The sequence below is a fragment of the Blastococcus xanthinilyticus genome (assembly GCF_008124835.1).
GTDB classification, from domain to species: domain Bacteria; phylum Actinomycetota; class Actinomycetes; order Mycobacteriales; family Geodermatophilaceae; genus Blastococcus; species Blastococcus xanthinilyticus.
On sequence record NZ_VNHW01000004.1, the window covers coordinates 215,357 to 239,211 of the forward strand.

Annotated in this window: 19 protein-coding genes, 1 tRNA gene and 1 pseudogene; 10 read left to right on the top strand and 11 right to left on the bottom strand. The window is 75.0% G+C overall.

Annotated elements, in window-relative coordinates; genetic code table 11:
* Positions 1 to 137: 137 nt before the first annotated feature.
* Positions 138 to 533 carry a hypothetical protein gene (locus tag BD833_RS08195; protein WP_166532634.1) on the bottom strand — a complete coding sequence of 132 codons (396 nt, stop codon included), beginning with the start codon at positions 531 to 533 and terminating at the stop codon, positions 138 to 140.
* Positions 534 to 543: 10 nt separating this feature from the next.
* The gene (locus BD833_RS08200) at positions 544 to 2,364 is read right to left on the bottom strand and encodes a carbon starvation CstA family protein (RefSeq protein WP_243737525.1); all 1,821 of its coding nucleotides are present in this window, start codon (positions 2,362 to 2,364) and stop codon (positions 544 to 546) included.
* Between the two features lie 41 nt (positions 2,365 to 2,405).
* Between BD833_RS08200 and BD833_RS08205 the strand changes: the two genes are divergently transcribed.
* Positions 2,406 to 3,188 carry a pyridoxamine 5'-phosphate oxidase family protein gene (locus tag BD833_RS08205; protein ID WP_166532635.1) on the top strand — a complete coding sequence of 261 codons (783 nt, stop codon included), beginning with the start codon at positions 2,406 to 2,408 and terminating at the stop codon, positions 3,186 to 3,188.
* Between the two features lie 8 nt (positions 3,189 to 3,196).
* Here the strand turns inward: BD833_RS08205 and BD833_RS08210 are convergent, their stop codons facing one another.
* Positions 3,197 to 4,015, bottom strand: a complete 819-nt coding sequence (locus BD833_RS08210; RefSeq protein ID WP_166532636.1) for a Nif3-like dinuclear metal center hexameric protein — start codon at positions 4,013 to 4,015, stop codon at positions 3,197 to 3,199.
* Positions 4,016 to 4,076: 61 nt separating this feature from the next.
* On the opposite strand from BD833_RS08210, the gene BD833_RS08215 reads away from it, so the two are divergent.
* The 4 genes from BD833_RS08215 to BD833_RS08230 all read left to right on the top strand — a co-directional run bounded on the left by BD833_RS08215 (position 4,077) and on the right by BD833_RS08230 (position 9,707).
* Positions 4,077 to 6,035, top strand: coding sequence for an FUSC family protein (locus tag BD833_RS08215; protein WP_166532637.1), 1,959 nt, complete (start codon positions 4,077 to 4,079; stop codon positions 6,033 to 6,035).
* Between the two features lie 61 nt (positions 6,036 to 6,096).
* Positions 6,097 to 7,068 (top strand): alpha/beta fold hydrolase, encoded by a 972-nt coding sequence (locus tag BD833_RS08220; protein WP_243737526.1) that lies wholly within the window; start codon positions 6,097 to 6,099, stop codon positions 7,066 to 7,068.
* A gap of 150 nt (positions 7,069 to 7,218) precedes the next feature.
* Positions 7,219 to 8,667, top strand: a complete 1,449-nt coding sequence (locus BD833_RS08225) for a WS/DGAT/MGAT family O-acyltransferase (protein WP_243737542.1) — start codon at positions 7,219 to 7,221, stop codon at positions 8,665 to 8,667.
* Complete coding sequence (locus tag BD833_RS08230; RefSeq protein WP_166532639.1) at positions 8,664 to 9,707, top strand: NAD-dependent epimerase/dehydratase family protein; 1,044 nt, start codon at positions 8,664 to 8,666, stop codon at positions 9,705 to 9,707. Before BD833_RS08225 ends, BD833_RS08230 begins: the two co-directional genes overlap by 4 nt.
* Positions 9,708 to 9,744: 37 nt before the next feature.
* Here BD833_RS08230 and BD833_RS08235 read toward each other — a convergent pair whose 3' ends face one another.
* Positions 9,745 to 10,656: an alpha/beta fold hydrolase gene (locus BD833_RS08235; protein ID WP_166532640.1), complete on the bottom strand. Its 912-nt coding sequence runs from the start codon at positions 10,654 to 10,656 to the stop codon at positions 9,745 to 9,747.
* Between the two features lie 218 nt (positions 10,657 to 10,874).
* Between BD833_RS08235 and BD833_RS08240 the strand changes: the two genes are divergently transcribed.
* A complete protein-coding gene (locus BD833_RS08240) occupies positions 10,875 to 11,675 on the top strand; it encodes an esterase/lipase family protein (RefSeq protein ID WP_166532641.1) in 801 nt (266 codons plus the stop codon).
* 10 nt (positions 11,676 to 11,685) lie between these two features.
* Here the strand turns inward: BD833_RS08240 and BD833_RS08245 are convergent, their stop codons facing one another.
* From BD833_RS08245 to BD833_RS08260, 4 genes and pseudogenes are all read right to left on the bottom strand, one after another.
* Complete coding sequence (locus tag BD833_RS08245; protein ID WP_166532642.1) at positions 11,686 to 12,522, bottom strand: alpha/beta fold hydrolase; 837 nt, start codon at positions 12,520 to 12,522, stop codon at positions 11,686 to 11,688.
* A gap of 27 nt (positions 12,523 to 12,549) precedes the next feature.
* Positions 12,550 to 12,621: transfer RNA gene (locus BD833_RS08250), tRNA-Val, on the bottom strand.
* A gap of 34 nt (positions 12,622 to 12,655) precedes the next feature.
* Positions 12,656 to 13,117: a peroxiredoxin gene (locus BD833_RS08255; RefSeq protein ID WP_166532643.1), complete on the bottom strand. Its 462-nt coding sequence runs from the start codon at positions 13,115 to 13,117 to the stop codon at positions 12,656 to 12,658.
* 15 nt (positions 13,118 to 13,132) lie between these two features.
* A pseudogene (locus BD833_RS08260) lies at positions 13,133 to 13,552 on the bottom strand (DUF3052 domain-containing protein).
* A gap of 407 nt (positions 13,553 to 13,959) precedes the next feature.
* On the opposite strand from BD833_RS08260, the gene aceE reads away from it, so the two are divergent.
* Positions 13,960 to 16,761, top strand: coding sequence for a pyruvate dehydrogenase (acetyl-transferring), homodimeric type (gene aceE, locus BD833_RS08265; RefSeq protein WP_166532644.1), 2,802 nt, complete (start codon positions 13,960 to 13,962; stop codon positions 16,759 to 16,761).
* Positions 16,762 to 16,818: 57 nt separating this feature from the next.
* Here the strand turns inward: aceE and BD833_RS08270 are convergent, their stop codons facing one another.
* A complete protein-coding gene (locus tag BD833_RS08270; RefSeq protein ID WP_166532645.1) occupies positions 16,819 to 18,216 on the bottom strand; it encodes a GH1 family beta-glucosidase in 1,398 nt (465 codons plus the stop codon).
* Positions 18,217 to 18,417: 201 nt separating this feature from the next.
* On the opposite strand from BD833_RS08270, the gene BD833_RS08275 reads away from it, so the two are divergent.
* Positions 18,418 to 19,443 carry a LacI family DNA-binding transcriptional regulator gene (locus tag BD833_RS08275; protein WP_166532646.1) on the top strand — a complete coding sequence of 342 codons (1,026 nt, stop codon included), beginning with the start codon at positions 18,418 to 18,420 and terminating at the stop codon, positions 19,441 to 19,443.
* A gap of 22 nt (positions 19,444 to 19,465) precedes the next feature.
* On the opposite strand, the gene BD833_RS08280 is transcribed toward BD833_RS08275, so the two are convergent.
* The gene (locus BD833_RS08280; RefSeq protein ID WP_166532647.1) at positions 19,466 to 20,668 is read right to left on the bottom strand and encodes a M20 metallopeptidase family protein; all 1,203 of its coding nucleotides are present in this window, start codon (positions 20,666 to 20,668) and stop codon (positions 19,466 to 19,468) included.
* A 2-nt stretch (positions 20,669 to 20,670) separates the two neighbouring features.
* Positions 20,671 to 21,207, bottom strand: coding sequence for a pirin family protein (locus tag BD833_RS08285; protein WP_243737527.1), 537 nt, complete (start codon positions 21,205 to 21,207; stop codon positions 20,671 to 20,673).
* 92 nt (positions 21,208 to 21,299) lie between these two features.
* Between BD833_RS08285 and BD833_RS08290 the strand changes: the two genes are divergently transcribed.
* On the top strand, positions 21,300 to 22,478 hold the full coding sequence (locus tag BD833_RS08290) for a PucR family transcriptional regulator (protein ID WP_166532649.1): 1,179 nt from the start codon (positions 21,300 to 21,302) through the stop codon (positions 22,476 to 22,478).
* A 156-nt stretch (positions 22,479 to 22,634) separates the two neighbouring features.
* Complete coding sequence (locus BD833_RS08295) at positions 22,635 to 23,837, top strand: acyltransferase domain-containing protein (RefSeq protein ID WP_166532650.1); 1,203 nt, start codon at positions 22,635 to 22,637, stop codon at positions 23,835 to 23,837.
* The last annotated feature ends 18 nt before the right edge of the window (positions 23,838 to 23,855 follow it).

Sequence of the window (23,855 nt, forward strand, 5' to 3'; positions counted from 1 at the left end):
TCGTGGTGGCGGCAACCCTGCCACGGCTCGGCCCGCCCCGGAGGCGTTTTCCTCTCGGTTCGTTCCGGTTCCTCCCGGTTCTTTCCGGGCTTTCGGGGAGCGACCCGACCGGCGCCGCTGCGCGGTCCCTGCGCGGGTCACCGGAGCGCCAGCTCGGCCTCCACCGCAGCGACCGCCGCGGCGGGGTCGGGCAGCCCTCCGGACGCGAGCACCACGCCGTCGACGATCAGCGACTCCACGGCCAGCCCGGCCCGCACCGAACGCCGCAGGGCGGCGCCGCGCAGCCCGCGCCGCCGGCCGGCAGTGGTGAGCTCCGGCACCAGCCACAGCCAGTTCGACGGCGAGACCACCTCGACGGCGACGTCGGGCGGGAGCTCCTGCCGCAGCGCCCGGTAGACCGAGCTGACGGGGTCCTCCGGCGGGACGTGGGCGTGCGATCCGCCCCCGTCGAAGGGGCGGATGTCGCCGCTGCAGCAGCCGCCGCCCCCGCCCGCGGCCCGGGAGCCGCGGACCAGGACGACCCGCGAGGTCACCGGGTTGCCCTCAACGGCGTGCGCGCCCGGCCGGACCCTCGGTCGGGCCGGCCGTCGAGTCGCCGACCTCCGGGTTGGCCTTCGCCACCGCGTCCGGCTCGCCGGTCCCGAAGCCGCCGACGGGTGCCACCGGCCGCTCGCGGTACGCGCTGCGCAGGGCCAGTCCGGCCTCCACGATCAGCCAGATGGCCAGGACGAAGATGAGCGCGTCCAGCGGGGCCAGCACCCAGTCCTCGGCCTCGATGAAGTTCCGCAGGTTGACGATCAGCGCCCAGCTGGTCATCACGAGCAGGAACGCCAGCGGGATCAGCGCGGCGAGCGGGTTGCGCCCCCGCCGGGTGATCCACACCGCGATGACCGACAGGGCCAGCCCGGCGGTGAGCTGGTTGGTGGTGCCGAACAGCTGCCACAGGACGCCGAAGGTGTACCCGGCCTCCCCCTCCCCGGGGATCAGGGCCATGCCCAGCGGGATGACGACGGCGATCGTGGTCGCCACCGTCAGGTTGCGCGACAGCGCCTTCACGCCGAGCAGCTCGCCGATCTCCTGGACGACGTAGCGCTGCAGCCGCACGCCGGTGTCCATCGTGGTGGCGGCGAAGCTGATGACGACGACGGCGGCGAAGATCGTGGCCAGGTCCAGCGGGATCGCCAGGTTGTTGGCGAAGACGGCGACTCCGTCCACGAAGTTGCCGACCGCGCCGCCGGAGGCGGTGGCGAAGTCGGGGTAGAGCGCGTCCCAGTCCGCCTGCGAGGCGGCGACCCCAGCGGTCGCGGCCAGGACCGCGCCGGTGGCCAGGGAGCCCTCGCCGACGGCGCCCATGTAGCCGACGTAGCGCGCGTCGCTCTCCTTGTCCAGCTGCTTGGAGGTCGTCCCGGAGGAGACCAGGGAGTGGAACCCGGAGATGGCTCCACAGGCGATGGTGATGAAGAGGAAGGGGAAGAAGCTCGGCGAGCCCTCGGGCACGTCGTTGACCACCGGCGCCTGGATGGTGTTCATGCCGACGATCACCCCGAGGCCGATCACGGCGAGGGCGATGAACAGCTGGTGGCTGTTGATGTAGTCGCGCGGCTGCAGCAGCACCCACACCGGGATGCGCGAGGCGATCCAGGTGTAGGCGAACAGCAGGACCACCCAGACGTTGCGGGTCTGCTCCACGCCGAGCGCCTCGGCCAGCCCGTCCAGGGAGATCGGGAAGGCGTTGCCGACCAGGATGAGCGCGTACAGCACGATCACGCCCGCGATCGACGGCAGCAGCGCCGAGGAGCGGGTCCGGTAGATGTAGACGCCGAGGCCGATGGCCAGCGGGATCTCCACCACGATCGGGATGACCGCGCCCGGGTTGGCGACGAACAGGTTGCCGATGACGACGGCGAACACCGCGTTCACCAGGGTCAGCAGGAAGAAGATGATCACAAGGAACAGCCGCCGGGCGCGGCCGTTGATGACCTCACCGGCCAGCGTGCCGATGCTCTTCGCCTTGTGCCGGACCGAGACCGCCAGCGCACCGAAGTCGTGCACGCCGGCGGCGAAGATCGTGCCCAGCACGATCCAGGTCAGCGCCGGGCCCCACCCCCAGAACACTGCGATGGCCGGGCCGACGATCGGGGCCGCCCCGGCCACGGAGGTGAAGTGGTGGCCGAACAGCACGTGCTTGTTCGTGGGCACGAAGTCGTTGCCGTCGTTGAACTCGTGCGCCGGCGTGACGAACGCCGGGTCGAGGGCGTACACCTTCCGGGCCAGGTAGCTGGAGTAGTAGCGGTAGCCGAGGAAGAACAGCACCCCGACCACCACGGCCACGACGAACGCGGGCACGGCGGCTCCCAGGTCCATGGGCGGCTCCGTCGCCGCCGTCGGAGGGAGTAGACAACCAGGTGACCGAGCACACAACCCTGCAGTCGGCGGTCCACTCGGCGGGCGTGGCCGAACTGTTATGGCTTTCCCCCGGCGGCCCGCCCGGGGCGGTCGGCGTCGTCCCCCTCGTCCTCGGCGGCCGGCCGGCGGTGGCCCTCCCCTGGGCCCACGTCGCCACCGCGCGCGCGGTGGCGGCGAGCGACACGGCGGCGCTGGTGCTCTCCGACCCCCGGCTCACCGGCTCCCGGTGGGAGCCGCTGGTGGTCACCGGCCGACCGTCCCTCGTGGCGGACGGCGCAGGTGACCTGTTCGCCGAGGAGCTGCTCGACCAGGAGTTGCGCAAGCACCCGCCGGCCCGCGCCCTCGCGGACTCGCCCATGCTCCGGCGCGAGCACTGGTGGTACCTCCCCCGCCTCGTGCTGGTGCTCGACCCGGTCGAGGTCTCCCCCGGCGCCCGGCGGGAGGGACCGGCCGACGCGGTGCTCGGCGTCGACGACGGGCGGCTGCACGTGGCCACCGTCCGGGTGGCCGACTGGGACACCGACCCCCTCGACCTCCGTGGCGGCCCCGGCAGCGCCTCCGGCCCGGCCGTCCTCGTCGGCCAGGAGTTCTCCGTGCCCGACGTCGAGCGCTGGACCGTGCACACCACCACCGGCCGGTACGCCGACGGGCAGCTGACCGGGGTGGTCCCGGCGCCCACCCGGGCCCTGGAGCCGCTGCCGGGGCTGCTCGCCCGGATGCGCCGGCAGCGGAGCCTGGAGCGGGCCTGCGTCTCGGCGCTGCGGGCCGCCGGCCACGCCTGAGGCGGCCGCTATCCCTGCCCGGCCCGGAACACCCAGGGGTCGGTCGACCGCGAGAAGACGGCGGTCTCCACCCGGTCGTCGAGGTCCCGGCGGAGCACCTCGGCGGCCACCGGCAGCCACGGCCACTCCGAGGCCGCGTGCGCCACGTCGCACAGCGCCGGGCCGGGCACCTCCGCCGCGTCGGCGACGGGGTGGTGCTTGAGGTCGCTGGTGAGCAGCACGTCCGCCCCTGCCGCCGCGGCCGCCCCCAGCAGCGACCCGCCGCTGCCGCCGCACACCGCGACCGTGCGCACCTCGCGGTCGGGGTCGCCGGCGACCCGCAGCCCGCCCGCGGTGGGCGGCAGCACCGCGGCGGCGTGCTCGGCGAAGCGGCGCAGCGGCACCGCCTCCGGGAGCCGGCCGATCCGGCCCAGCCCCGCGCCCGGCGAGCCGGCCACCGGCTCCAGGGGCACGGCGTCGAGCAGGCCCAGGACGTCGGCCAGCGCGGCGTTCACCCCGCACCCGGGCGCCCGGTCGGCGTTGGTGTGCGCCACGAACAGTGCGGCGCCGGCCCGCACCAGGCGGTGGACGAGCCGGCCCTTGGCGTCGTCGGCGGGCACTCCGTGGACCGGGGTGAGGAACAGCGGGTGGTGGGTGACCAGCAGCTGCGCCCCGGTGGCGATCACCTCGTCGACGACGGCGGCGGCGGGGTCGACGGCGAAGAGCACCCGCCGCACCTCCTCGTCCGGATCGCCGCAGACCAGCCCGACGGCGTCCCAGCTCTCGGCGAGCGCGGGGTCGTAGCGGGCGTCGAGGGCGGCGAGGACGGTCCGGAGCTGCACGGTCACGGCTGACGAGCCTAGGTGGCACCTCCGCACGACCGGGCGGGTGGAATGACAAGCTTCCGGCGTGGCGGAGCGGCGGCGTCGGGAGCGGACGCTCCGGGCACCGGCCTGGCTCGAGGAGCTGGTCCGCACCACCCCGCCGCCGGTGCCGTGGCGCGACGTCGCCCGGTTCGCCGTCGCCGTGCCCGCCCCCCTGGCGCTCGCGGTCGCCGTCGGCGGCGGGCTGGACTCCGGCGCGACCCTCGGCGCCGGCGTGTTCGGCACCATCGGCGCGCTGGCCGCCTCGCTCGCGCCGCAGCCCGGCCCGCTGCGCGACCGGCTCCGGCGCATCGCCGCCGCGACCGGGTTCGGCATGCTGGGCCTCCTCGCCGGCCAGTACGCCACCGGCGGCGGCTGGGAACCGGTCGTGGTCATCGCCCTGCTCTCGGCGTTCGCGGCGCTGGTCAGCGCGGTCAACGCCGCGCTCTCCCTCGGCGCGCTCCAGTTGCTCGTCTACACCGCCCTGGCCTCGGGCCTGGTGACCCCGCTGCCGGCGGTGGCCGAGGTGGGCTGCTTCCTGGGCGGCGCGGCCTGGGCGACCCTCACCGCCCTGCTGCAGTACCGGACCGAGCCGACGGACCCCGACCGGGCCGCGGTCGCCGCCGTCTTCAGCCGGATCGCCGACCTGCTCGCCGCCGTCGGCACCGAGCGGGCGCCCGAGGCCCGGCGCGGGCTGACCACCGCGCTCAACGGGGCGTACGACCGGGTCATCCGCAGCCGCAGCCGGTCGGCCGGCCGCAGCCGTGAGCTGTCCGAGCTGGCCGGGGTGCTCAACGCCGCCGCGCCGCTCGTCGAGGGGGCGGTCGCGGTCGCCCGGGCCGGGGTGCCGCCCGACCCCCGGGACGAGCCGGCCGTGCGGGCCCTCGCCGCGGCCCTCGCCGGCAGCGGCGAGCTGACCGACCAGCGCCCCGGGTCCCTGGCGGAGGGCCCGGCGGCCGTGCGCGCCGTGCGGCACGGCGTCCGGCTGGTGTGGAACGTCGTCGGCGACCCCGAGGAGCGGGCGAGCGCCGCGGCGCCGTCGCCGGCCCCCAGCGCCGGGGCCCGGGCGCGGGACCTGGCCGACCGGACCCTCGGCAGCGCCGACACCCGGGCCTTCGCCGTCCGGTTGTCGTTGTGCATGACCGTCGCGGAGATCGCCCGCCAGTACCTGCCGATCGAGCGGCCCTACTGGGTGCTGCTGACCGTCGCGATCGTGCTCAAGCCCGACTTCGGCTCGGTCTTCACCCGGGCCGTCCAGCGCGGCGCCGGCACGCTGCTGGGTGTCCTGCTCGGCTCCGCGCTGCTGGCGGTGCTCCCCCACGACGCCTGGGTGCTGCTCGCGCTCGCCGTCTCGGCGGCCGTGCTGCCGTGGGCCCGGGACACCAACTTCGGGCTGTTCTCGGTCTTCCAGACGCCGCTGATCATCCTGCTGCTCGACCTGGCGCTGCCCAGCGGACCGGGGCTGGTCGGCGCGCGCCTGCTCGACACGCTGATCGGCTGCGCGATCGTGCTGGTCTTCGGCTACCTGCTGTGGCCGCAGACGTGGCGGGCCCCCCTGGACGAGGCGCTGCGGGACGCCGCCGCCGCCCTGGACGCCTTCGTGGAGGCCGCCTTCACCGGCAGCCCGGCCGAACGGCGGCGCGCCCGGCGGCGCAACTACCGCGCGCTCACCGAGCTGCAGACCCAGCTGCAGCGGCGGCTGGCCGAGCCCCCACCCATCAGCACCCGCGCGGCGGCCTGGTGGCCGGTGATCGTGCAGCTGGAGCGGACCGCCGACGCCGTGACCGAGGCGGTCATCGCGACCCGCGGCGGCGAGCCGGCCCCCGACCTGGCCCAGGTCGCGGTGCTGCGTCGGGCGATCCGCCGGCTGGAGGACGACGTCATGCACCACGAGGTCCCCGACGACGCCGAGCTGCACGCCGACGGCGTGCTCGCCCCGGTCGCCCGCGAGGTGGACGCCGCCCGCCGGCTGGTGCGGGAGACCGCGCCCGGCCGCCGCTCCTGACCCGGCCCGCGGGCGCCGGTCCCCGGTTGCGCGCCGGGGCGCCGCGCTCTGGGATGACCCGGTGCCCAGCCAACCACCGCTGCTGACCCTGCCCCCGGCCGACGGCCCGCCGCCGCCGGGCTCCCGGACGGTGACCACCGACGACGGCGTGGACCTGCACGTGGAGGTGGACGAGGCCCCGGCGGGCGAGGCCGCCCTCACCGTCGTCCTGTCGCACGGCTTCACCGCCCGGCTGGCGGAGTGGCAGGTGCAGCGCGAGGCGCTGCGCGGCCGCGCCCGGCTGGTGCTCTGGGACCAGCGCGGGCACGGCCGGTCCGGCTGGACGCCGCTGACGAAGGCCACCATCGACCGCACCGGCCGCGACCTCGGCCAGGTGCTCGACGCCGTCGCCCCGACCGGGCCGGTGGTGCTGGCGGGGCACTCGATGGGCGGGATGAGCATCCTCGCCCTGGCCCGGCAGCGGCCGGAGCTGTTCGGCACCCGCGTGGTCGGCGCGTTCATGCTCGCCACCTCGGCCGGCGGGCTGGTCGGCACCGGCCTGGTCGGGTTCCTGGTGACGCTCGGCCGGCGGCTGGGCCTGCTGCCGCTGTACCTGTGGCTGCTGCAGCGGCTGGCACCGTCCCTCGAGCGCCGGCGCCGGCGCGGGACCTTCCTCGGCCGGCGAGCCATCCGCCGGCTGCTCTTCGGCCGGGACGACGCCGACCCGCGCAGCGTCCGGATGGTCCAGCAGCTGCTGGAGGAGACGCCGCTGCCGGTGACGATGGCGTTCTACGCGACCTTCCTCGACCACGACGAGACCGACGCGCTGCCGGTGCTGGGCCGGGTGCCGGTGACCGTGGTGACGGCCACCCACGACCGGCTCACCCCCGCCGCCCACGGCCGGGTGATCGCCGAGCGGATCGGCGCCGGGGCCGAGCTGGTGGAGGTCCCGGGCGCCGGCCACAGCGTCAACCTCACCCGGGCCGCGGTGGTGGACCGGGCGTTCCTCGACCTGCTGGACCGCGTGGAGGGCGGGCTCCGGGAGGCCGGTTGACCGGGCCGATCCCGGGCATCCCCTCCTGTGGCCGCCGCCACACGAGCGGGTTGCGGGTACCGATCGGCACACCTGCTCTCGGCGGCCAGCCGAGACGTGCGACGCCCTGGTCAGAGGCGACCGGGGGGCGAGGAGTGAGACGTGGACCGCATGAGCGCCCTCGACAGCGGGTTCTACTTCGCGGAGAGCGAGAACACCCCGATGCACGTGGGGTCGGTGGCCGTGTTCGACGGACCGGCGCCCACCTACGGCGACGTGGTGCGGCTGCTGCTGAGCAAGCTGCCGAGGGTGCCGCGGTACCGGCAGCGGGTGCGCGAGGTGCCGCTCCAGCTGGGCCGGCCGATGTGGGTAGACGACCCGCACTTCCAGATCCTGTACCACGTCCGGCACACCGCGGTGCCCTCGCCGGGCAGTGACGAGCAGCTGCGCAACCTGGCCGGCCGGGTGCTCGGCCAGCGCCTGGACATGGCCAAGCCGCTGTGGGAGCTCTGGCTGGTGGAGGGCCTGGCCGACGACCGCTGGGCGCTGATCTCCAAGGTGCACCACTGCATGGTCGACGGCGTCGCCGGCACCGACCTGATGCAGCTGATGTTCGACCTCGACCCCGACGCCGCGCACGAGGCCCCCCGCGACTGGACGCCCCGGCGGGACCCATCCTCGCTGTCGCTGGTCGCCGGCGCGGTCACCGAGGCGGCGACCCAGCCGCTGCGCACGCTCACCGGCCTGCCGGCCATGGGCAGCGCGGTGCGCAACGTCCGCGGCCTGGCCGAGTCGGGGCGCACGCTGGCCCGCACCGTCCCCTCGCTGGCCAAGCAGGCGGTCACCCCGACGGCGCGGTCGCTGAACGGGCCGATCGGCCCGCACCGGCGATGGGCCTGGACGGCGGGGAAGTTCGAGGAGTTCAAGGCCGTGCGCACGGCGCTGGGCGGCACGGTGAACGACGTCGTCCTCACCGCCATCACCCGAGGCTTCCGCGACCTGCTGCAGGGCCGCGGCGAGCTCTCCTCGGAGAACCTGGTGGTCCGCACGATGGTACCGGTGTCGGTGCGCTCGGCCAAGCAGCGCGGCACCCTCGACAACCAGGTCTCGTGCGTCTTCGTCGACCTGCCCGTCGGCGACCCCGACCCGGTCTCCCGGCTGCGCACCGTGCGCGGCCAGATGGACGAGTACAAGCGGGCGATGCAGGCCGTCGACGTGCCCTCGATCATCTCGATGGGCGACTTCGTGGCCCCGACGCTGCTGTCGGTCGGGGTCCGCTCCGCCATGCAGGCCGGGCAGATGTGGTGCCAGGCGGTGACCACCAACGTGCCCGGCCCGCGGGTGCCGCTCTACGTGCTCGGCAGGCGGATGTGCTCCGCCCACGCCTACGTCCCGATCAACGGCGGTATCCGCTGCTCGATCGGGATCTTCAGCTACCTCAACACGATGACCTTCGGGATCAACGCCGACTTCGACGCCTTCCCCGACGTCGACGTGCTCTCCAGCGGTATCCGGCGCGGCATCGAGGAGCTGCTCGAGCACGCCCGGGCCGACCAGGCCACCCCCGACGTCGCGCAGCCGGCGGGCGCGAAGCCTCCCGCCCGGGCGGGCACCCGGTGAGCCCCGCGAAGCGGCGGGGAGCCGGCCGGAAGCCATCGGGCGGGGGCCGCGGGCTCACCGTCGCGGTCACCGGCCCCACCGGCACCTTCGGCGCCGGGCTGGTCCCGCTGCTGCAGGACGACGACCGGGTCGACCGGGTCATCGGCATCGCCCGGCGGCCGTTCGACCCGGCCGCGCGCGGCTGGACCAAGATGGAGTACCGGCAGGGCGACGTCCGCGACCCCGAGGCGCTGCGGGAGGCGTTCGCCGGCGCCGACGTCGTCGTCCACCTGGCGTTCCTCATCACCGGCAACGCGTCGCGGGCCACCACCCGGGCGATCAACGTCGACGGGACGCTCAACGTGTTCCGCGCGGCCGCCGCGGTCGGGGCCCGCCGGTTCGTGTACTCCTCGTCGGTGGCCGCCTACGGCTTCCACCGCGACAACCCGGAGCTGATCGACGAGGACTGGCCGGTGCGGCCGGCGTCCCGGCTGTTCTACGCGCAGGAGAAGGCCGAGCTCGAGCACCTGCTCGCCGAGGAGTCCACGGCCGCGCCCGACCTCGGGCTGTACCTGCTGCGCCCGCCGGTGGTGCTCGGCCCGCAGGCCGTCGGCGCGAAGGACGTGCTGCCCGGCCCGCTCGCGCCGCTGGGGCGGCTGCTGTTCGGCCGGCCGCGGCGGCTGCCGGTCCCGGTGCCCCTGCTGGTGCCGCAGCACCCGCTGCAGTTCGTCCACCAGGACGACGTCGGCCAGGCGCTGCTGCTGTGCGTGCTCGGCGCCGGGCCCCCCGGCGCCTACAACATCGCCGGCGACGGCGTCCTGACCGCGGCCGACGTCGCCCGGGAGTTCGGTGCCCTGCCGATCCCGCTGCCCGCCGCGCCGGCGCAGGCCGCGGCGCGCGCGGTGGCGCGGCTGCCCTTCCTCCCCCCGGCGGCCCAGTGGGTCGAGGCGGCCGGCCGGCCGGCGATCATGGATACCACCCGGGCCCGCGAGGAGCTGGGCTGGACGCCCCGCTACACCGGGCTGGAGGCGCTGCGCGACACCCTCGACGGGCCCCGCTGAGACCCGCCGCGGGGACGTCTCCGCGGCCCGGGCGGGGTCAGGCCGCCGGGCCGGTGAGCGCGGCGGCCCGCATCCAGTCGAGCAGCTCGACCACCGTGCGCTCCGGCTCCTGCAGCTGCGGCACGTGCCCGACGCCGGACCACTCCGCGTAGCGCCAGGAGGGGTGCTGCTGCGCGATGTCGCGGGCCGCCTCCACCGGGACCAGCCGGTCGCGGTCGCCGTGGACCAGCAGGACCGGCACCTCGATGGACGCCATCGCGGCGCGGTACCGGCGGGGGTCGGCGAGCACCCGCAGCAGCGAGCGGGCGGCGGCGAGGAACGCCCGGTCCATGCCCTGGACGTCCCGGCGCTCCTCGAGGAGGGTCACCGACCGGTCGATGACGGCCGGCGGCACCCGCTCCGGGTCGACGCCCACGAGCTCCAGCATGTCGTGCACCCGGACGAGGGCCGACGTGCGCCGGCGCCGCCACCACAGGAAGCGCTCTCCCACGAACGGGATCGCGTAGAGGGCGAACGTCACCGCCACCAGCGGATCGAGGGCGCGGCGCGGGCCGGGCACGGCGGGATCGAGCAGCACCAGGGCGCGCACCGCCTCGGGGTGCTCGCCGGTCTCCAGGATCGAGATCATCCCGCCCATCGAGTTCCCGACCAGGACGGCGGGCTCCCCGACCACCTCGGTGAGGAAGCGGTGCAGCACCGCGACGTTGGCCGGGACGCTGGCCTTCCTGCCGCCCGGCTCGCTGCGGCCGAACCCGGGGAGGTCGAGAGCGAGCACCCGCGCGTGCTCGCGCAGCGCCGGGGCCACCAGGTCCCAGTTCAGGTGGGACCCGCCGAGACCGTGCACGAGCACCACCACCGGCCCCTCGGCCGGCCCGCCGAAGTCCAGGTAGTGCACCGGACCGCCCAGATCAGCGGTGCGGCTGCGCCCCGGCGTGCCGTCCTCGGCCATGGGTGCCCCTCTCCCCCGATGTCGTCGCCGTACGGTGGCACGCCCTGCCAGCGGCGCGGCACGCGGGGCGGGCATCGGCCTCGACGGAACGAACACGTCCGCTATGACTCAGGACACAGTTCGGCAACATGTGCCCGCGCGTGCGCCCACCGGGAGTGTGAGCCAGGACGCATCTTGGTACTGCCCCACCCACGAACGGACGGCTCCAGGAGGACGACGTGGCACGACAGCAGGGCGACGGCCCGGCACTCCCGCTCTACCTCAGCGAGCCGGGACGGGCGTTCGCGGACTACGGCCTCTACCTCGCCGCCCGCCCGCTCGTCCAGCGACTGCCGAAGGGCGACGGCCACCCCGTGCTGGTGCTGCCGGGCCTGCTCGCCGACGACAGCTCCACCCGCATCCTCCGCGCGACGCTCCGCCGGCTCGACTACCGGGTGCACGGCTGGGGGCTCGGCCGCAACATCGGCCCGACCGCCGTCTGCGTCAACGGCCTGCGCGACAAGCTGGACTACCTGCACAGCCGCTACCGCCGGCCGGTGACGGTCATCGGCTGGAGCCTCGGCGGCATCTTCGCCCGCGACCTCGCCCGCCAGTGCCCCGACGCCGTCCGCCAGGTGATCACCCTGGGCAGCCCGTTCCGCATCGAGCGGGAGACCCAGACCCGGGCCGGCAAGGCGTTCGACCGCTACGCCCACCTGCACGTGGAGCAGCGCCAGTTCCCGCTGGAGTCCGAGGGCTGCCCGCTGCCGGTGCCCGCGACCTCGATCTACTCGCACTACGACGGCATCGTGCACTGGCAGACCTGCCTGAACACCCCCGGCGAGCGCTGCGAGAACATCGCCGTCACCGCCAGCCACCTCGGCATCGGCCACCACCCGGCCGCCCTCTGGGCGGTCGCCGACCGGCTGGCCCAGCCCGAGGGCGAGTGGGCCCCGTTCAAGGCGCCGGCGTTCCTGCGCCCGGCCTTCCCCCGGCCGGCCGACCCGGTGCCCGCGTCCGAGGCCCCGGTGGCCGCCTGACCGATCCCGGTCAGCCGGCGACGAAGCCGTCCACGGCGGCCCGGAACGCCTCGGGCCGCTCCACCCACGGGAAGTGGCCGCACCCGTCCAGCACCACGAGCTCGCCGCGCGGGAAGAGCCCGGCGACGACCCGCGGCGGGGTCGGCCCCACCGGGGCGTCCTCGGCGCCGGCCACCACCAGCACCGGCGCGGGGACGGCGGCGCAGCGCTGCGCGAGGTCCTCGGGCGGCGGCACGCTGAAGTACGCCTGCATGGCCACCATGTCGAACCGCATGCCCGCGGCGTGCGCCTGCTCCCGGTCGGTCCACGCGGAGTAGCTGAGCGGGGCGACCGCGGCGAAGTAGGCGTTGAAGCTGTCGTCGTCGGTGAGGTCGGGGCCGCGCTCGCGGGCGGCCAGCGCGGCGTCGCCGACCGGGTCCCCGCGGCGGGACTCGAGCGCGTCGGCGTCGGCCGCCGCCTCGGGCACCACCTGCGCCGGCGGGGTGATCAGCAGCAGCCGGTCCACCCGGTCGGGGAACCGGGCCGCCCAGGCCAGCGCCAGCCGGGTGCCCGCGGAGTGCCCGGCCACGGCCAGCCGCGCCAGGCCCAGGTGCTCGCGCAGCGCCTCGACGTCCTCCGCCTGCCGCCAGTACGACCCGCGCTCGGGATCGGCCGGTCGCGGTGACTCCCCCACCCCGCGCAGGTGCGGCACGACCAGCGGCCGGACGCCGGACAGGCCGGCCAGGTCGCCGAGGTAGGCGGGGTGCAGCGCCGCCCCGCCGGCGATCACGACCAGCGGGTTCCCGCCGTCGCCCCCGAGCCGGTCGTGGTGCAGCACGGCGCCGTCGGCGGCCGGGAAGGTGGGCACGCGGCGACCGTATCGGCGGGTGCGACGTGGGCGCGACAGGATTCGAACCTGCGACCGCTCGCTTGTAAGGCGAGAGCTCTACCGCTGAGCTACGCGCCCCGCGCGACCAGGGTAGGGCCCCGGCCGCCCGGGCTCAGGCCGCGAGCTGCGCGACGGCGTCCTTCCAGCCGGACTGCTGGCGGGCGTCGCCGGGCGAGTTGACCTCGGCGAAGGCGATCGCCCCGTCGGCGTCGACCAGGAAGGTGCCGCGCAGCGCCATGCCGGCCTTCTCGTTGAACACGCCGTAGGCCTTCGCGACCTCGCCGTGCGGCCAGAAGTCGCTGAGCAGCGGGAACTCGAGGTTCTCCTGGGCCTTGAAGGCCTTGAGGCTGAACACCGGGTCGGTGCTGATCGCCAGCACCCGCACGCCGGCGTCGGTGTAGGCCGCCAGCTCGTCGCGCAGCTGGCAGAGCTCGCCGGTGCAGATCCCGGAGAAGGCGAAGGGGTAGAAGACCACCAGGACGGGGGCGCCCCGCAGGTCGGCCAGGGAGACGACCTGCTTGTCCTGGTCGGGCAGGCTGAACTCGGGCGCGCGGTCACCGACGGAGAGGCTCATGCGGCCGATCGTGCCTCAGCGCTTGCTGCGCGCGGCCTTCGGGGTGACCAGGCGGATGCCCGACCAGTCCTTGGCCGCGGAGATGCTGCTGGTCTGCGAGAGGCCCGCCGTGGGCGCCACCTCGGTGACGTCCCCGGGCTCCACGTGGCCGGGGCGACCCGACTTGGGCACCAGGAGCCAGACCACGCCCTCGTCGGCCAGCGAGGTCAGGGCGTCGGTGAGCGCGTCGAACAGGTCGCCGTCGTCCTCCCGCCACCAGAGCACGACGACGTCGGCCACCTCGTCGGTGTCCTAATCCACCATCTCGCTGCCCGAGGCCTCGATGATGGAGTCGCGCAGGTCCTCGTCGGCGTCCTCGCTCCAGCCGAGCTCCTGCACGACCATGCCCGGCTTGATACCCAGCCGGGCCGCCATGCCGGCGCTGTCGACGCTCATCCCTGCTGCTCCTCCATGGATCGGTCTGCTGACCTGGTGTGGGGTGGATGGTGCCCTGTCGGGCCGGTGCCCGCGCGGGGAGGCGTCACGCCGCCGGCCGGGAAGGGGACGGGATGGGGCGGGCGGAGGCGCACGGGACGGGGACGGACACGACCAGCGGGAGAACCACCCGCAGCCCGGTCATGTCACCCCTCTCGCCTCGCCGATGCGCCCTACCCGGACGTCGTCCCCCGGGACGGCACCGCCTGGTGCGGCGCCGCAGGCGGAAGCGTAGGGCATGACCGGCACGGCGCAAGCCTGGTAGGGCCGTCGCGGCCTCCTTCCCCCGCGCGGGTCCGGCGACACGACTTGTCCCACACAGCGGTCCGGACGTGACGAGGGTGACGTCGAGGGGAGACGATGGGGGCATGAGCTCACCGCAGCAGCCGGACGGCGACCCCGCCCAGGCAGGACAGGCCCGCGCGGTCATCACCGACGGGCTCCCCAGTCAGCTGGTCGACACCGACCCCGACGAGACCCAGGAGTGGTTGGAGTCGCTCGACGCGGTCGTCGACCACGCCGGCCGCAACCGGGCGCGGTACCTGATGCTCCGCATGCTCCAGCGCAGCCGCGAGCAGCAGGTCGGCGTCCCGGCCCTGCGCAGCACCGACTACATCAACACGATCCCGCCCGAGCGCGAGCCGTGGTTCCCCGGTGACGAGGACGCCGAGCGCCGGATCCGTGCCTACATCCGGTGGAACGCCGCGATCATGGTGCACCGGGCGCAGCGACCCGGGATCGGCGTCGGCGGGCACATCTCCTCCTACGCCTCGTCGGCCTCGCTGTACGAGGTGGGCTTCAACCACTTCTTCCGCGGCAAGGACCACCCCGGCGGCGGCGACCAGATCTGGTTCCAGGGGCACGCCTCCCCCGGCATCTACGCCCGCGCGTTCCTCGAGGGGCGGCTGACCGAGGAGCAGCTCGACGGCTTCCGCCAGGAGGTCAGCCACCCCGGCGGCGGGCTGTCGTCCTACCCGCACCCGCGGCTCATGCCCGAGTTCTGGGAGTTCCCCACCGTCTCGATGGGGCTGGGCCCGCTCAACGCGATCTACCAGGCGCGGTTCAACCGCTACCTGCAGGCCCGCGGCGTCAAGGACACCTCCGACCAGCACGTGTGGGCCTTCCTGGGCGACGGCGAGATGGACGAGCCCGAGTCGCTCGGCGCCATCGGCCTCGCCGCCCGCGAGGAGCTGGACAACCTCACCTTCGTCATCAACTGCAACCTGCAGCGGCTCGACGGCCCGGTGCGCGGGAACGGCAAGGTGATCCAGGAGCTGGAGAGCTTCTTCCGCGGCGCCGGCTGGAACGTCATCAAGGTGATCTGGGGCCGCGGCTGGGACAAGCTGCTGGCCGCCGACCGCGACGGCGCGCTGGTCAACCTGATGAACTCCACGCCCGACGGCGACTACCAGACCTACAAGGCCGAGGACGGCGCCTTCGTCCGCGAGCACTTCTTCGGCCGCGACCCGCGCACCCGCAAGCTGGTCGAGGGGATGAGCGACAAGGAGGTCTGGGACCTCCAGCGCGGTGGTCACGACTACCGCAAGGTCTACGCCGCCTACAAGGCCGCGATGGACCACAAGGGCCAGCCCACCGTCATCCTCGCCAAGACCATCAAGGGCTGGACGCTGGGCAACCACTTCGAGGGCCGCAACTCCACGCACCAGATGAAGAAGCTGACCGCGGAGGACCTGGCGAACTTCCGGGACCGGCTGTACCTGCCGATCCCCGACGAGCAGCTGGACAAGACCCTGCCGCCCTACTACAAGCCCGACCCGGACTCCGACGAGATGCAGTACATGCTCGAGCGGCGCCGGGCGCTGGGCGGGGCGGTACCGCGCCGGCGGTCGGAGTTCAAGACCCTCAAGGCGCCCGACGACAAGGCGCTCGACGTGCTGCGCCGCGGCTCGGGCAAGCAGGAGGTGGCGACGACGATGGCGTTCGTCCGCCTGCTCAAGGAGCTGCTCAAGGACTCCGAGCTCGGCCCGCGGTTCGTCCCGATCATCCCGGACGAGGCCCGCACGTTCGGGATGGACAGCCTCTTCCCGACGCAGAAGATCTACAACCCGGCGGGCCAGCGGTACACCTCGGTGGACCGCGAGCTGATGCTCACCTACAAGGAGTCCGAGCAGGGTCAGATCCTGCACGAGGGCATCAACGAGGCCGGCTCCACGGCGTCGTTCACCGCCGCCGCGTCGTCGTACGCGACGCACGGCGAGCCGATGATCCCGATCTACATCTTCTACTCGATGTTCGGGTTCCAGCGCACCGCCGACTCCATCTGGGCCGCCGCGGACCAGATGAGCCGCGGCTTCCTGCTCGGCGCCACCGCCGGGCGGACGACGCTCAACGGCGAGGGGCTGCAGCACGAGGACGGCCACTCGCTGCTCATGGCGCACACCAACCCGGCGGTGGTCTCCTACGACCCGGCGTTCTCCTACGAGGTCGCGCACATCACCCGGGACGCCCTGGTCCGCATGTACGGGCAGGACGAGGGTGCGCCGCTGGGCGGGCACCGCTCCCCCGACGTCATGTACTACCTGACGGTCTACAACGAGCCGTTCAACCAGCCGGCCGAGCCCGAGGGCCTCGACCGGCAGGGGCTCCTGGCCGGCATGTACCGCTACGCCGAGGGCGCCGGGGGCGAGGGCCCGAAGGCGCAGCTGCTGGCCTCCGGGGTGGCGATGCCGTGGGCGCTGCGGGCCCAGCAGCTGCTGGCCGACGACTGGGGGATCTCCGCCGACGTCTGGTCGGTGACCTCCTGGACCGAGCTGCGCCGCCAGGCCGACGAGTGCGACGAGTGGAACCTCCTGCACCCGGAGGAGGAGCCGCGCACCCCGTACGTCACCGCGCGGCTGCAGGAGACCACCGGCCCGGTCGTGGCGGTCTCGGACTGGATGCGCGCGGTCCCCGACCTCATCGCGCCGTACGTGCCCGGGGGCATGTCCACGCTGGGCACCGACGGGTTCGGGCTCTCCGACACCCGCCCGGCGCTGCGCCGGCACTTCCACGTCGACGCCGAGTCGATCGTGGTGCGCACGCTCGCCTCGCTGGCCGACGAGGGCCAGGTGGAGCGGTCGACGGTCCGCCAGGCCGTCGAGAAATACCAGGTGCGCGACGTGCAGGCCGCCCCGGCGGAGCAGCGGTCGGACCCCAGCCCGGCCACCTGAGGAAGAACCCGATGACAGCGGGGCCCGGGCACGATGCGCCCGGGCCCCGCTGCCTGCTCACACCCCGCGGTGGCGGCGGATGATCTCCGCGTAGGCGCGACCGCTGTCCTTGACGGTCCGCTGCTGGGTCTCGTAGTCCACGTGCACCAGGCCGAAGCGCTGCGCGTAGCCACGGGCCCACTCGAAGTTGTCCAGCAGCGACCACGCGAAGTAACCGCGGACGTCGGCACCGGTCCCGATGGCGGCGGACACGGCCTGGAGGTGGCGGAGCAGGTAGTCGACCCGCTCGGGGTCGTGCACCGCGCCGTCGTCGGACACCTCGTCGTCCCAGGCCGACCCGTTCTCGGTGATCACCAGCGGCAGCCCCGGCGCCTGGTCCTTCAGCCAGAGCAGCAGCGCGGTGAAGGTGTCCGGGCTGATCCCCCAGCCCATGGTGGTGGTCGGGCCCGCGGGGTCCAGCTCGACGACGTCCTCGCCGCCGATGAAGCAGGTCGGCGCCATGCCCTCGGGCCGGGTGCCGGCGCGCACGGTCTGCTCGAAGTAGTAGTTGACGCCGAGCCAGTCCAGCGGGGCGGCGATGGTCGCCAGGTCCCCGTCCTCCACCGGCAGCGGCGCACCGGCCGCGGCCAGGTCCGCGACGACGTCCTCGGGGTAGGCGCCCTGCACGATCGGGGTGAGGAACATCCGGTTCTGCTGCCCGTCGAGCCGGCGGGCTGCGTCGACGTCCTCGGGCCGCTCGCTGGCCGGCGTCATCGGCGTGAAGTTCAGCGTGACGCCGAGGCTCTCGACGCCCTTGTCGCGCAGCACCCGCGCGGCGAGGCCGTGCCCGAGCAGCAGGTGGTGGACCGCCCGCGAGGCGGAGCCGGCGTCGCGCACCCCCGGCGCGTGCTCGCCCGCCTGGTGACCCAGCAGCGCGCTGACCATCGGCTCGTTCAGGGTCGACCAGTTCCGCACCCGGTCGCCGAGCGCGTCGTGGACGATGCCCGCGTAGTCGGCGAACCGGGCGGCGGTGTCGCGGTTCGTCCAGCCGCCGCGGTCCTGCAGCGCCTGCGGCAGGTCCCAGTGGTAGAGCGTGATCCACGGGTCGATCCCGCGGGAGAGGAGTTCGTCGACCAGCCGGCTGTAGAAGTCCAGCCCCCGCTGCTCGATCCGCTCCGCGCCCTCGGGCAGCACCCGCGCCCAGGCGACGGAGAAGCGGTAGGCCTGCAGCCCGAGGTCGGCCATCAGCGCGACGTCCTCGCGGTAGCGGGTGTAGTGCTCGACGGCGACGTCACCGGTGTGCCCCTGGAACGTGCGGCCGGGCGTGTGGCTGAACGTGTCCCAGATCGAGCGCCCCCGGCCGTCGGCGTCGACGGCGCCCTCGATCTGGTAGGCGGCCGTCGCGGCGCCGAAGAAGAAGGCGGGCGGGAAGCTCGGGCTCGCTGCGGGTCGGGTGCGCGGGTCGGTCGAGGTCATGGGCAGGTGCTCCAGGGCGAGGGGACGGCGGTGCGCCGACACGGTGGAAGACGACGTGGAAACGCTCCCACAGTCTGCCCGAGCCCGCGGTCCCCCGGGCGGCTCGACCTCGTCCGGGACCTCGTTCTCGTGCACCTCCGGCGTTACGGTGGGCCCCGGCCGACGTCGGTGGCCGCCGTCCGACCGTCCCGAGGAGCTCCCATGACCAGCACCGGCGCGCGCCCCACGACGCCCACGCTGGACGAGGTCGCCGTCCTGGCCGGGGTCTCGCGGGCCACCGTGTCGCGGGTCATCAACGACTCGCCGCGGGTGAGCCCCTCGGCGCGGGACGCCGTCCAGGCCGCCGTCGCGCAGCTGCGGTACGTGCCGAACCGGATGGCCCGCAGCCTGGTCACCCGGCGCACCGACACGATCGCGCTGGTGCTGTCGGAGACGAACACCCAGATCTTCTCCGACCCGTTCTTCGCCCGCATCGTCCGCGGCGTCACCGCGGCGCTGGCCGACACCGACCTCACCGTCGTCCTGTTGGCCGCCCGGGACGGCCGGGAGCAGGAGAAGGCCGGCCGGTACGTCCGCCAGGGGCACGTCGACGGGGTGATCCTCATGTCGATGCACCACGACGACGTGCTGCCCGCGGTGCTGGCCGACGCGTCCGTCCCCCTGGTCCTCTTCGGCCGGCCGCTGGACGGCGGGACCTTCTCCTACGTCGACGCGGACAACACCGGCGGGGCGGCGATGGCCGCCCGGCACCTGGTGGAGCAGGGCCGCCGCCGGATCGGCACGGTGACCGGCCCGCAAGACATGAACGCCGGCATCGACCGGTTCGCCGGCTTCCGCACCGCCCTGGCCGACGCCGGGCTGCCGCTGCCGGCGGAGCGCTGCGCCAAGGGGGACTTCACCGAGGCCGGCGGGGCGCGTGCCACGGCCCGGCTGCTCGAGCAGGCCCCCGACCTCGACGCGGTGTTCGTGGCGTCGGACCCCATGGCGGTCGGTGCCCTCCGGGTGCTCGCGGAGTCCGGGCGCCGGGTGCCCGACGACGTGGCGGTCGTCGGCTTCGACGACGCGCCGGTCGCCGCCGAGTCCGACCCGCCGCTCACCACCGTCGCCCAGCCGCTGACCGAGATGACCCAGGAGCTGACCGACCTGCTGCGCCGGCAGATCGAGGGCTCCCGGGAGGTCGAGACCCGGATCTGCGACACGCACCTCGTGCGCCGCGCCTCCGCGTAGGCCCGGGTCCGGGGCGGGGCGCTCAGCCGGAGAGCGCCTGCAGCGCCATCTGCGCGTAGAGCGCCACCCCGGCCGGCAACGGCTCCTCGTCGAAGACCACCAGGTTGGAGTGGTTGGCCGGCGCCGTCGCCGGGTCCACCCCCGGTGGGCAGGCACCCAGCCACGCCATGACGCCGGGCACCCGCTGCAGCACGTAGGAGAAGTCCTCGGCGCCCATGAGCGGCGCCGGCATCAGCACGGCGGCGCGCGGACCGAGCAGCTCGGCCGCCGTCCGGAGGACCTGCGCGGCCACCCCGGGGTCGTTCATGGTCACCGGGTAGCCCTCGATGTGCTCCCAGTGCAGCTCCAGCTCGTGCGCGGCCGCGACGTGCGTGGCCACCCGCTGGACCGACGCCACGACGTCGGCCCGCCGCTCCCGGGACAGGGTGCGGATCGTGCCCTCGAGGTAGGCGGTGTCCGGGATGACGTTGTTCGTGGACCCGGCCTCGATGTGCGCGACGGTGACGACGGCGGGATCGAAGACGTCGACCCGGCGGGTGACCATCGACTGCAGCGCCAGCACGATCTCCGCCGCCACCGGGATCGGGTCGGCGGCGGCGTGCGGCTCGGAGGCGTGCCCCCCGCGGCCGCGCAGCGTCATCCGCCACTGGTCCGCGGCGGCCATCATCGGGCCGGGACGGACGTTGATCGTGCCGCTGGGCAGCGTCGAGGAGATGTGCAGGGCGAACGCCCCGCTCACCGGGGCCTCCGGGACGACGTCGAGCAGCCCCTCGTCGAGCATGTACCGCGCGCCGTGGAAGCCCTCCTCCCCCGGCTGCACCATGAAGACCACCTGGCCGGCCAGCTGGTCGCGGCGCGCCGCCAGCAGCCGGGCGGCGCCGACCAGCATGGCCACGTGCGTGTCGTGCCCGCAGGCGTGCATGGCGCCGGGTACCTGCGAGCCGAACGGCAGGCCGCTGGCCTCGTGCACCGGCAGGGCGTCCATGTCCGCGCGCAGCAGGTAGGTGGGCCCCGGCCGCGCCCCGCGCAGCACCCCGACCACGGAGGTGGTCGTGGTCCCCGTGGTCACCTCGATCGGCAGCTCGGCGAACGCCTCCAGCACCGCCGCCTGCGTCCGCGGCAGGTGCAGGCCGATCTCCGGGTGGCGGTGCAGCTGCCGGCGCAGGTCGATCGTGCGGTCGGCGTCGGAGTATGCGCCGGCGAGCAGCGAGGGAGCCGATTCCATGGTCACCACTCTGCCCAGGCCGGCCGGGCTTCATCCACCTGCCACACCACGACGGTCCCGGCGCCGTCCGCCTGCGGCTCCCCCTCCGCCAGCACCCGCACCTCCGCCTCCCCGACGGCCAGCGCCAGGCCCGGCGGCGGCCCGGCCGCGGCCGGCCCCACCCAGAGTCGGGCGTCGGGACGGCGCAGGTCGACCCAGCCGCCGGCCGCCCGGTGCACCTCGTGCCCCGCGGGCTCCCCCGGCGCCGCGCTGCGCAGGTAGCACTGCAGCACCCGGGCGCCGTCGGCCCCCGCCACCTCGTCGTGCGCGAGCCCGGCCCCCGCGCGCAGCACCGCGACGTCGCCCGCGGACACCACGGCCCCGGTTCCCCAGCGGTGGTCCAGCGACCCGCTCAGGACAACGGCCACGACGTCCACCGCTCGGTGGTCGTGCCGCCCGTACCCGGCGCCCGGCGCCAGCCGGTCGTCGGTGACCCGCAGCAGCGGGCCCAGGGAGCCGTCCCCGGGCGCCAGCACGGCCCGCGAGTCGAGGGCGGTCACGGCCGGCCCGGCAGGGGTGCGACGGCGGCAGCCGGGAGGAGGTCCACCGCGCCACTCTGCCCGACGTCGGACGGCCATGACACGCTGACCCGGTGACCCGGGTGAGCAACCGCCCGCCGAGCGACGCGACGCTGCGGCGGCTGGAGCGTGCGTCGGGGTCGCTCGCCACCCAGGCCGTGGCCCGGATGGACGAGGACCTCCCCTGGTTCCGCGCCATGCCGGCCGACCAGCGGTCGTGGGTCACCCTCGTGGCCCAGGCGGGCATCGCCTCGCTCGTGGAGTGGTGCCGCAGCCCGGGCCGGCCGCCGCGGCTCACCGGCGAGGTGTTCGGCGCCGCGCCCCGGGAGCTGGTGCGCGCCGTGGCGCTCAAGCAGACGGTCGACCTGATCAAGGTGACCGTCGAGGTCATGGAGGAGCGCGTCGCCTCCGTCGCCGAGCCCGGCGACGAGGACACCCTCCGGCTGGCCGTGCTGCAGTTCAGCCGCGAGGTGGCCTTCGCCACGGCGCACGTCTACGCCACCTTCGCGGAGAACCGCGGCGCCTGGGACGCCCGGCTGGAGGCGCTGGTCGTCGATGGGCTGGTGCGCGGCGAGCGCTCCGAGGAGCTCTCCGGGCGGGCCGCGGCGCTCGGCTGGGCGGCCACCACCCCCGCCCTCGTCGTCGTCGGCGCCACCCCGGCGGGGGTCGACGACCCGCACGGTGCCGTGCGCCGCACCGCCCGGACGCTGCGCTGCGACGTGCTGGTCGGGGTGCACGCCGACCAGCTGGTCGTGGTGCTGGGCGGCGGTGAGGACCTCCCGGCCGTGGCCGACCGGGTGAGCGACGAATTCGGCGACGGCCCGGTGGTCACCGGCCCGGTGGTGGACGGGCTCGGGCGGGCCGCGGTGTCCGCCGCCGCGGCGCTGGCCGGGCTGCGCGCCGCCCGCGCATGGCCGGAGGCCCCGCGGCCCGTCCCGGCCGACGCGCTGCTCGCCGAGCGCGCGCTGGACGGCGACCCGCTGGCCCGCGCCGCGCTGCAGGAGCAGGTGGCCGCCCCGCTGCGGTCGGCCGGGGGCGGCGTCCTGGAGACCGTGCGGGCGGTGCTCAGCAGCGGGGGCAACCTCGAGGCGAGCGCGCGGGCGATCTTCGTGCACCCCAACACCGTCCGGTACCGGCTCCGGCGAGCGGCGGAGCTGACCGGGCTCTCGGCCACCGACCCGCGCGGCAGCTGGACCCTCCAGGTGGCCCTCGCCCTCGAGGCCCTGGACAGCGACCGCTCGCTCTGGCACTGAGGGGCAACCCACACCCAGGAGTGCGGTTCCCACCACTCCGGAGCCCCTCACCAGCCCGAACGCATGCGTGTGTTGGAGGGTTTCTACAAAGATCACCCCGGCGCTTTCGTACCTGAACACGACGCGGCGGCTCGCGATCACTGGCACGGTGAACGGGTGCTCGCCGTCCTCGCCCCGGGTCAGGGTGCGCAGAAGCCCGGGATGCTGACCGACTGGCTCGACCTCCCCGGCGCGGAACCGTTCTTCCGCTGGGCCGGGGCGATCGCCGGTGCCGACCTGCTCTCGCTCGGCACCACCGGCGACGCCGAGGCCATCAAGGACACCGCGGTCACCCAGCCGCTGGTGGTCGCCATGAGCCTGTTCGTCGCCCGCGAGCTCGGCGGGCTGCCCGGCCCGGTCGCCCACACGCCGCAGGCCGGGCGCGACGTGGTGATCACCGGGCACAGCGTCGGCGAGCTCACCGCCGCCGCGCTGGCCGGGGTGCTCTCGGTCGAGGCCGCCATCGCACTCACCGCCGTCCGCGGCCGCGCCATGGCCGCCGCCTGCGCGCAGACCCCCACCGGGATGTCCGCCGTCCTGGGCGGTGACCCGGCCGAGGTGCTCGCCGCCATCGAGCGGCACGGGCTGGCCCCCGCGAACATGAACGGCGCCGGCCAGATCGTCGCGGCCGGGCAGCTCGACGGGCTCGACGCCCTGCGGGCCGACCCGCCGGCCAAGGCGCGGGTCATGCCCCTCCCGGTCGCCGGCGCGTTCCACACCCACCACATGGCACCGGCCCGCGAGGAGCTCGAGGGCCTGGTCGGCGGGCTGCGGCCGGCCGACCCCAGCCGGCTGCTGCTGTCGAACGCCGACGGCGCCGCGATCGGCTCCGGCGCCGAGGCGCTGGCCCGCCTGGTCAGCCAGGTCACCAGCCCCGTCCGCTTCGACTCCTGCCTGGCCACCATGCGGGAGCTCGGCGTCACCGCCGTCATCGAGCTGCCGCCCGCCGGCGCGCTGGCCGGCCTGGCCAAGCGCGAGTGGAAGGGCGCCGGCATCGAGGTGCTCGCCGTCAGCAGCCCGGCCGACCTCGACCACGCCCGCGCGCTCATCGAGGCCGAGCGCGGCCGGGCCGAGGCCGAGCACCTCCCCGACTGGCGGATGGTCGTGGCCCCGGCCCGCGGCACGGTCAGCCCCGCGGAGGTCGCCGAGGGCACACACCTGCCCGCCGGCACTCCCCTGGGTTGCATCCGCGGCCGCAGGGAAGAAGTGAACGTGTCGGCCGCCTACGACGGCGTGCTGGCCGAGTGGCTGGTGCACGAGGGCGACCTCGTCGACGCCGGCGACCCGATCGCCCGGCTCTACCCGGAGGTGACCCCGTGATCGAGCACCCGAGATCAC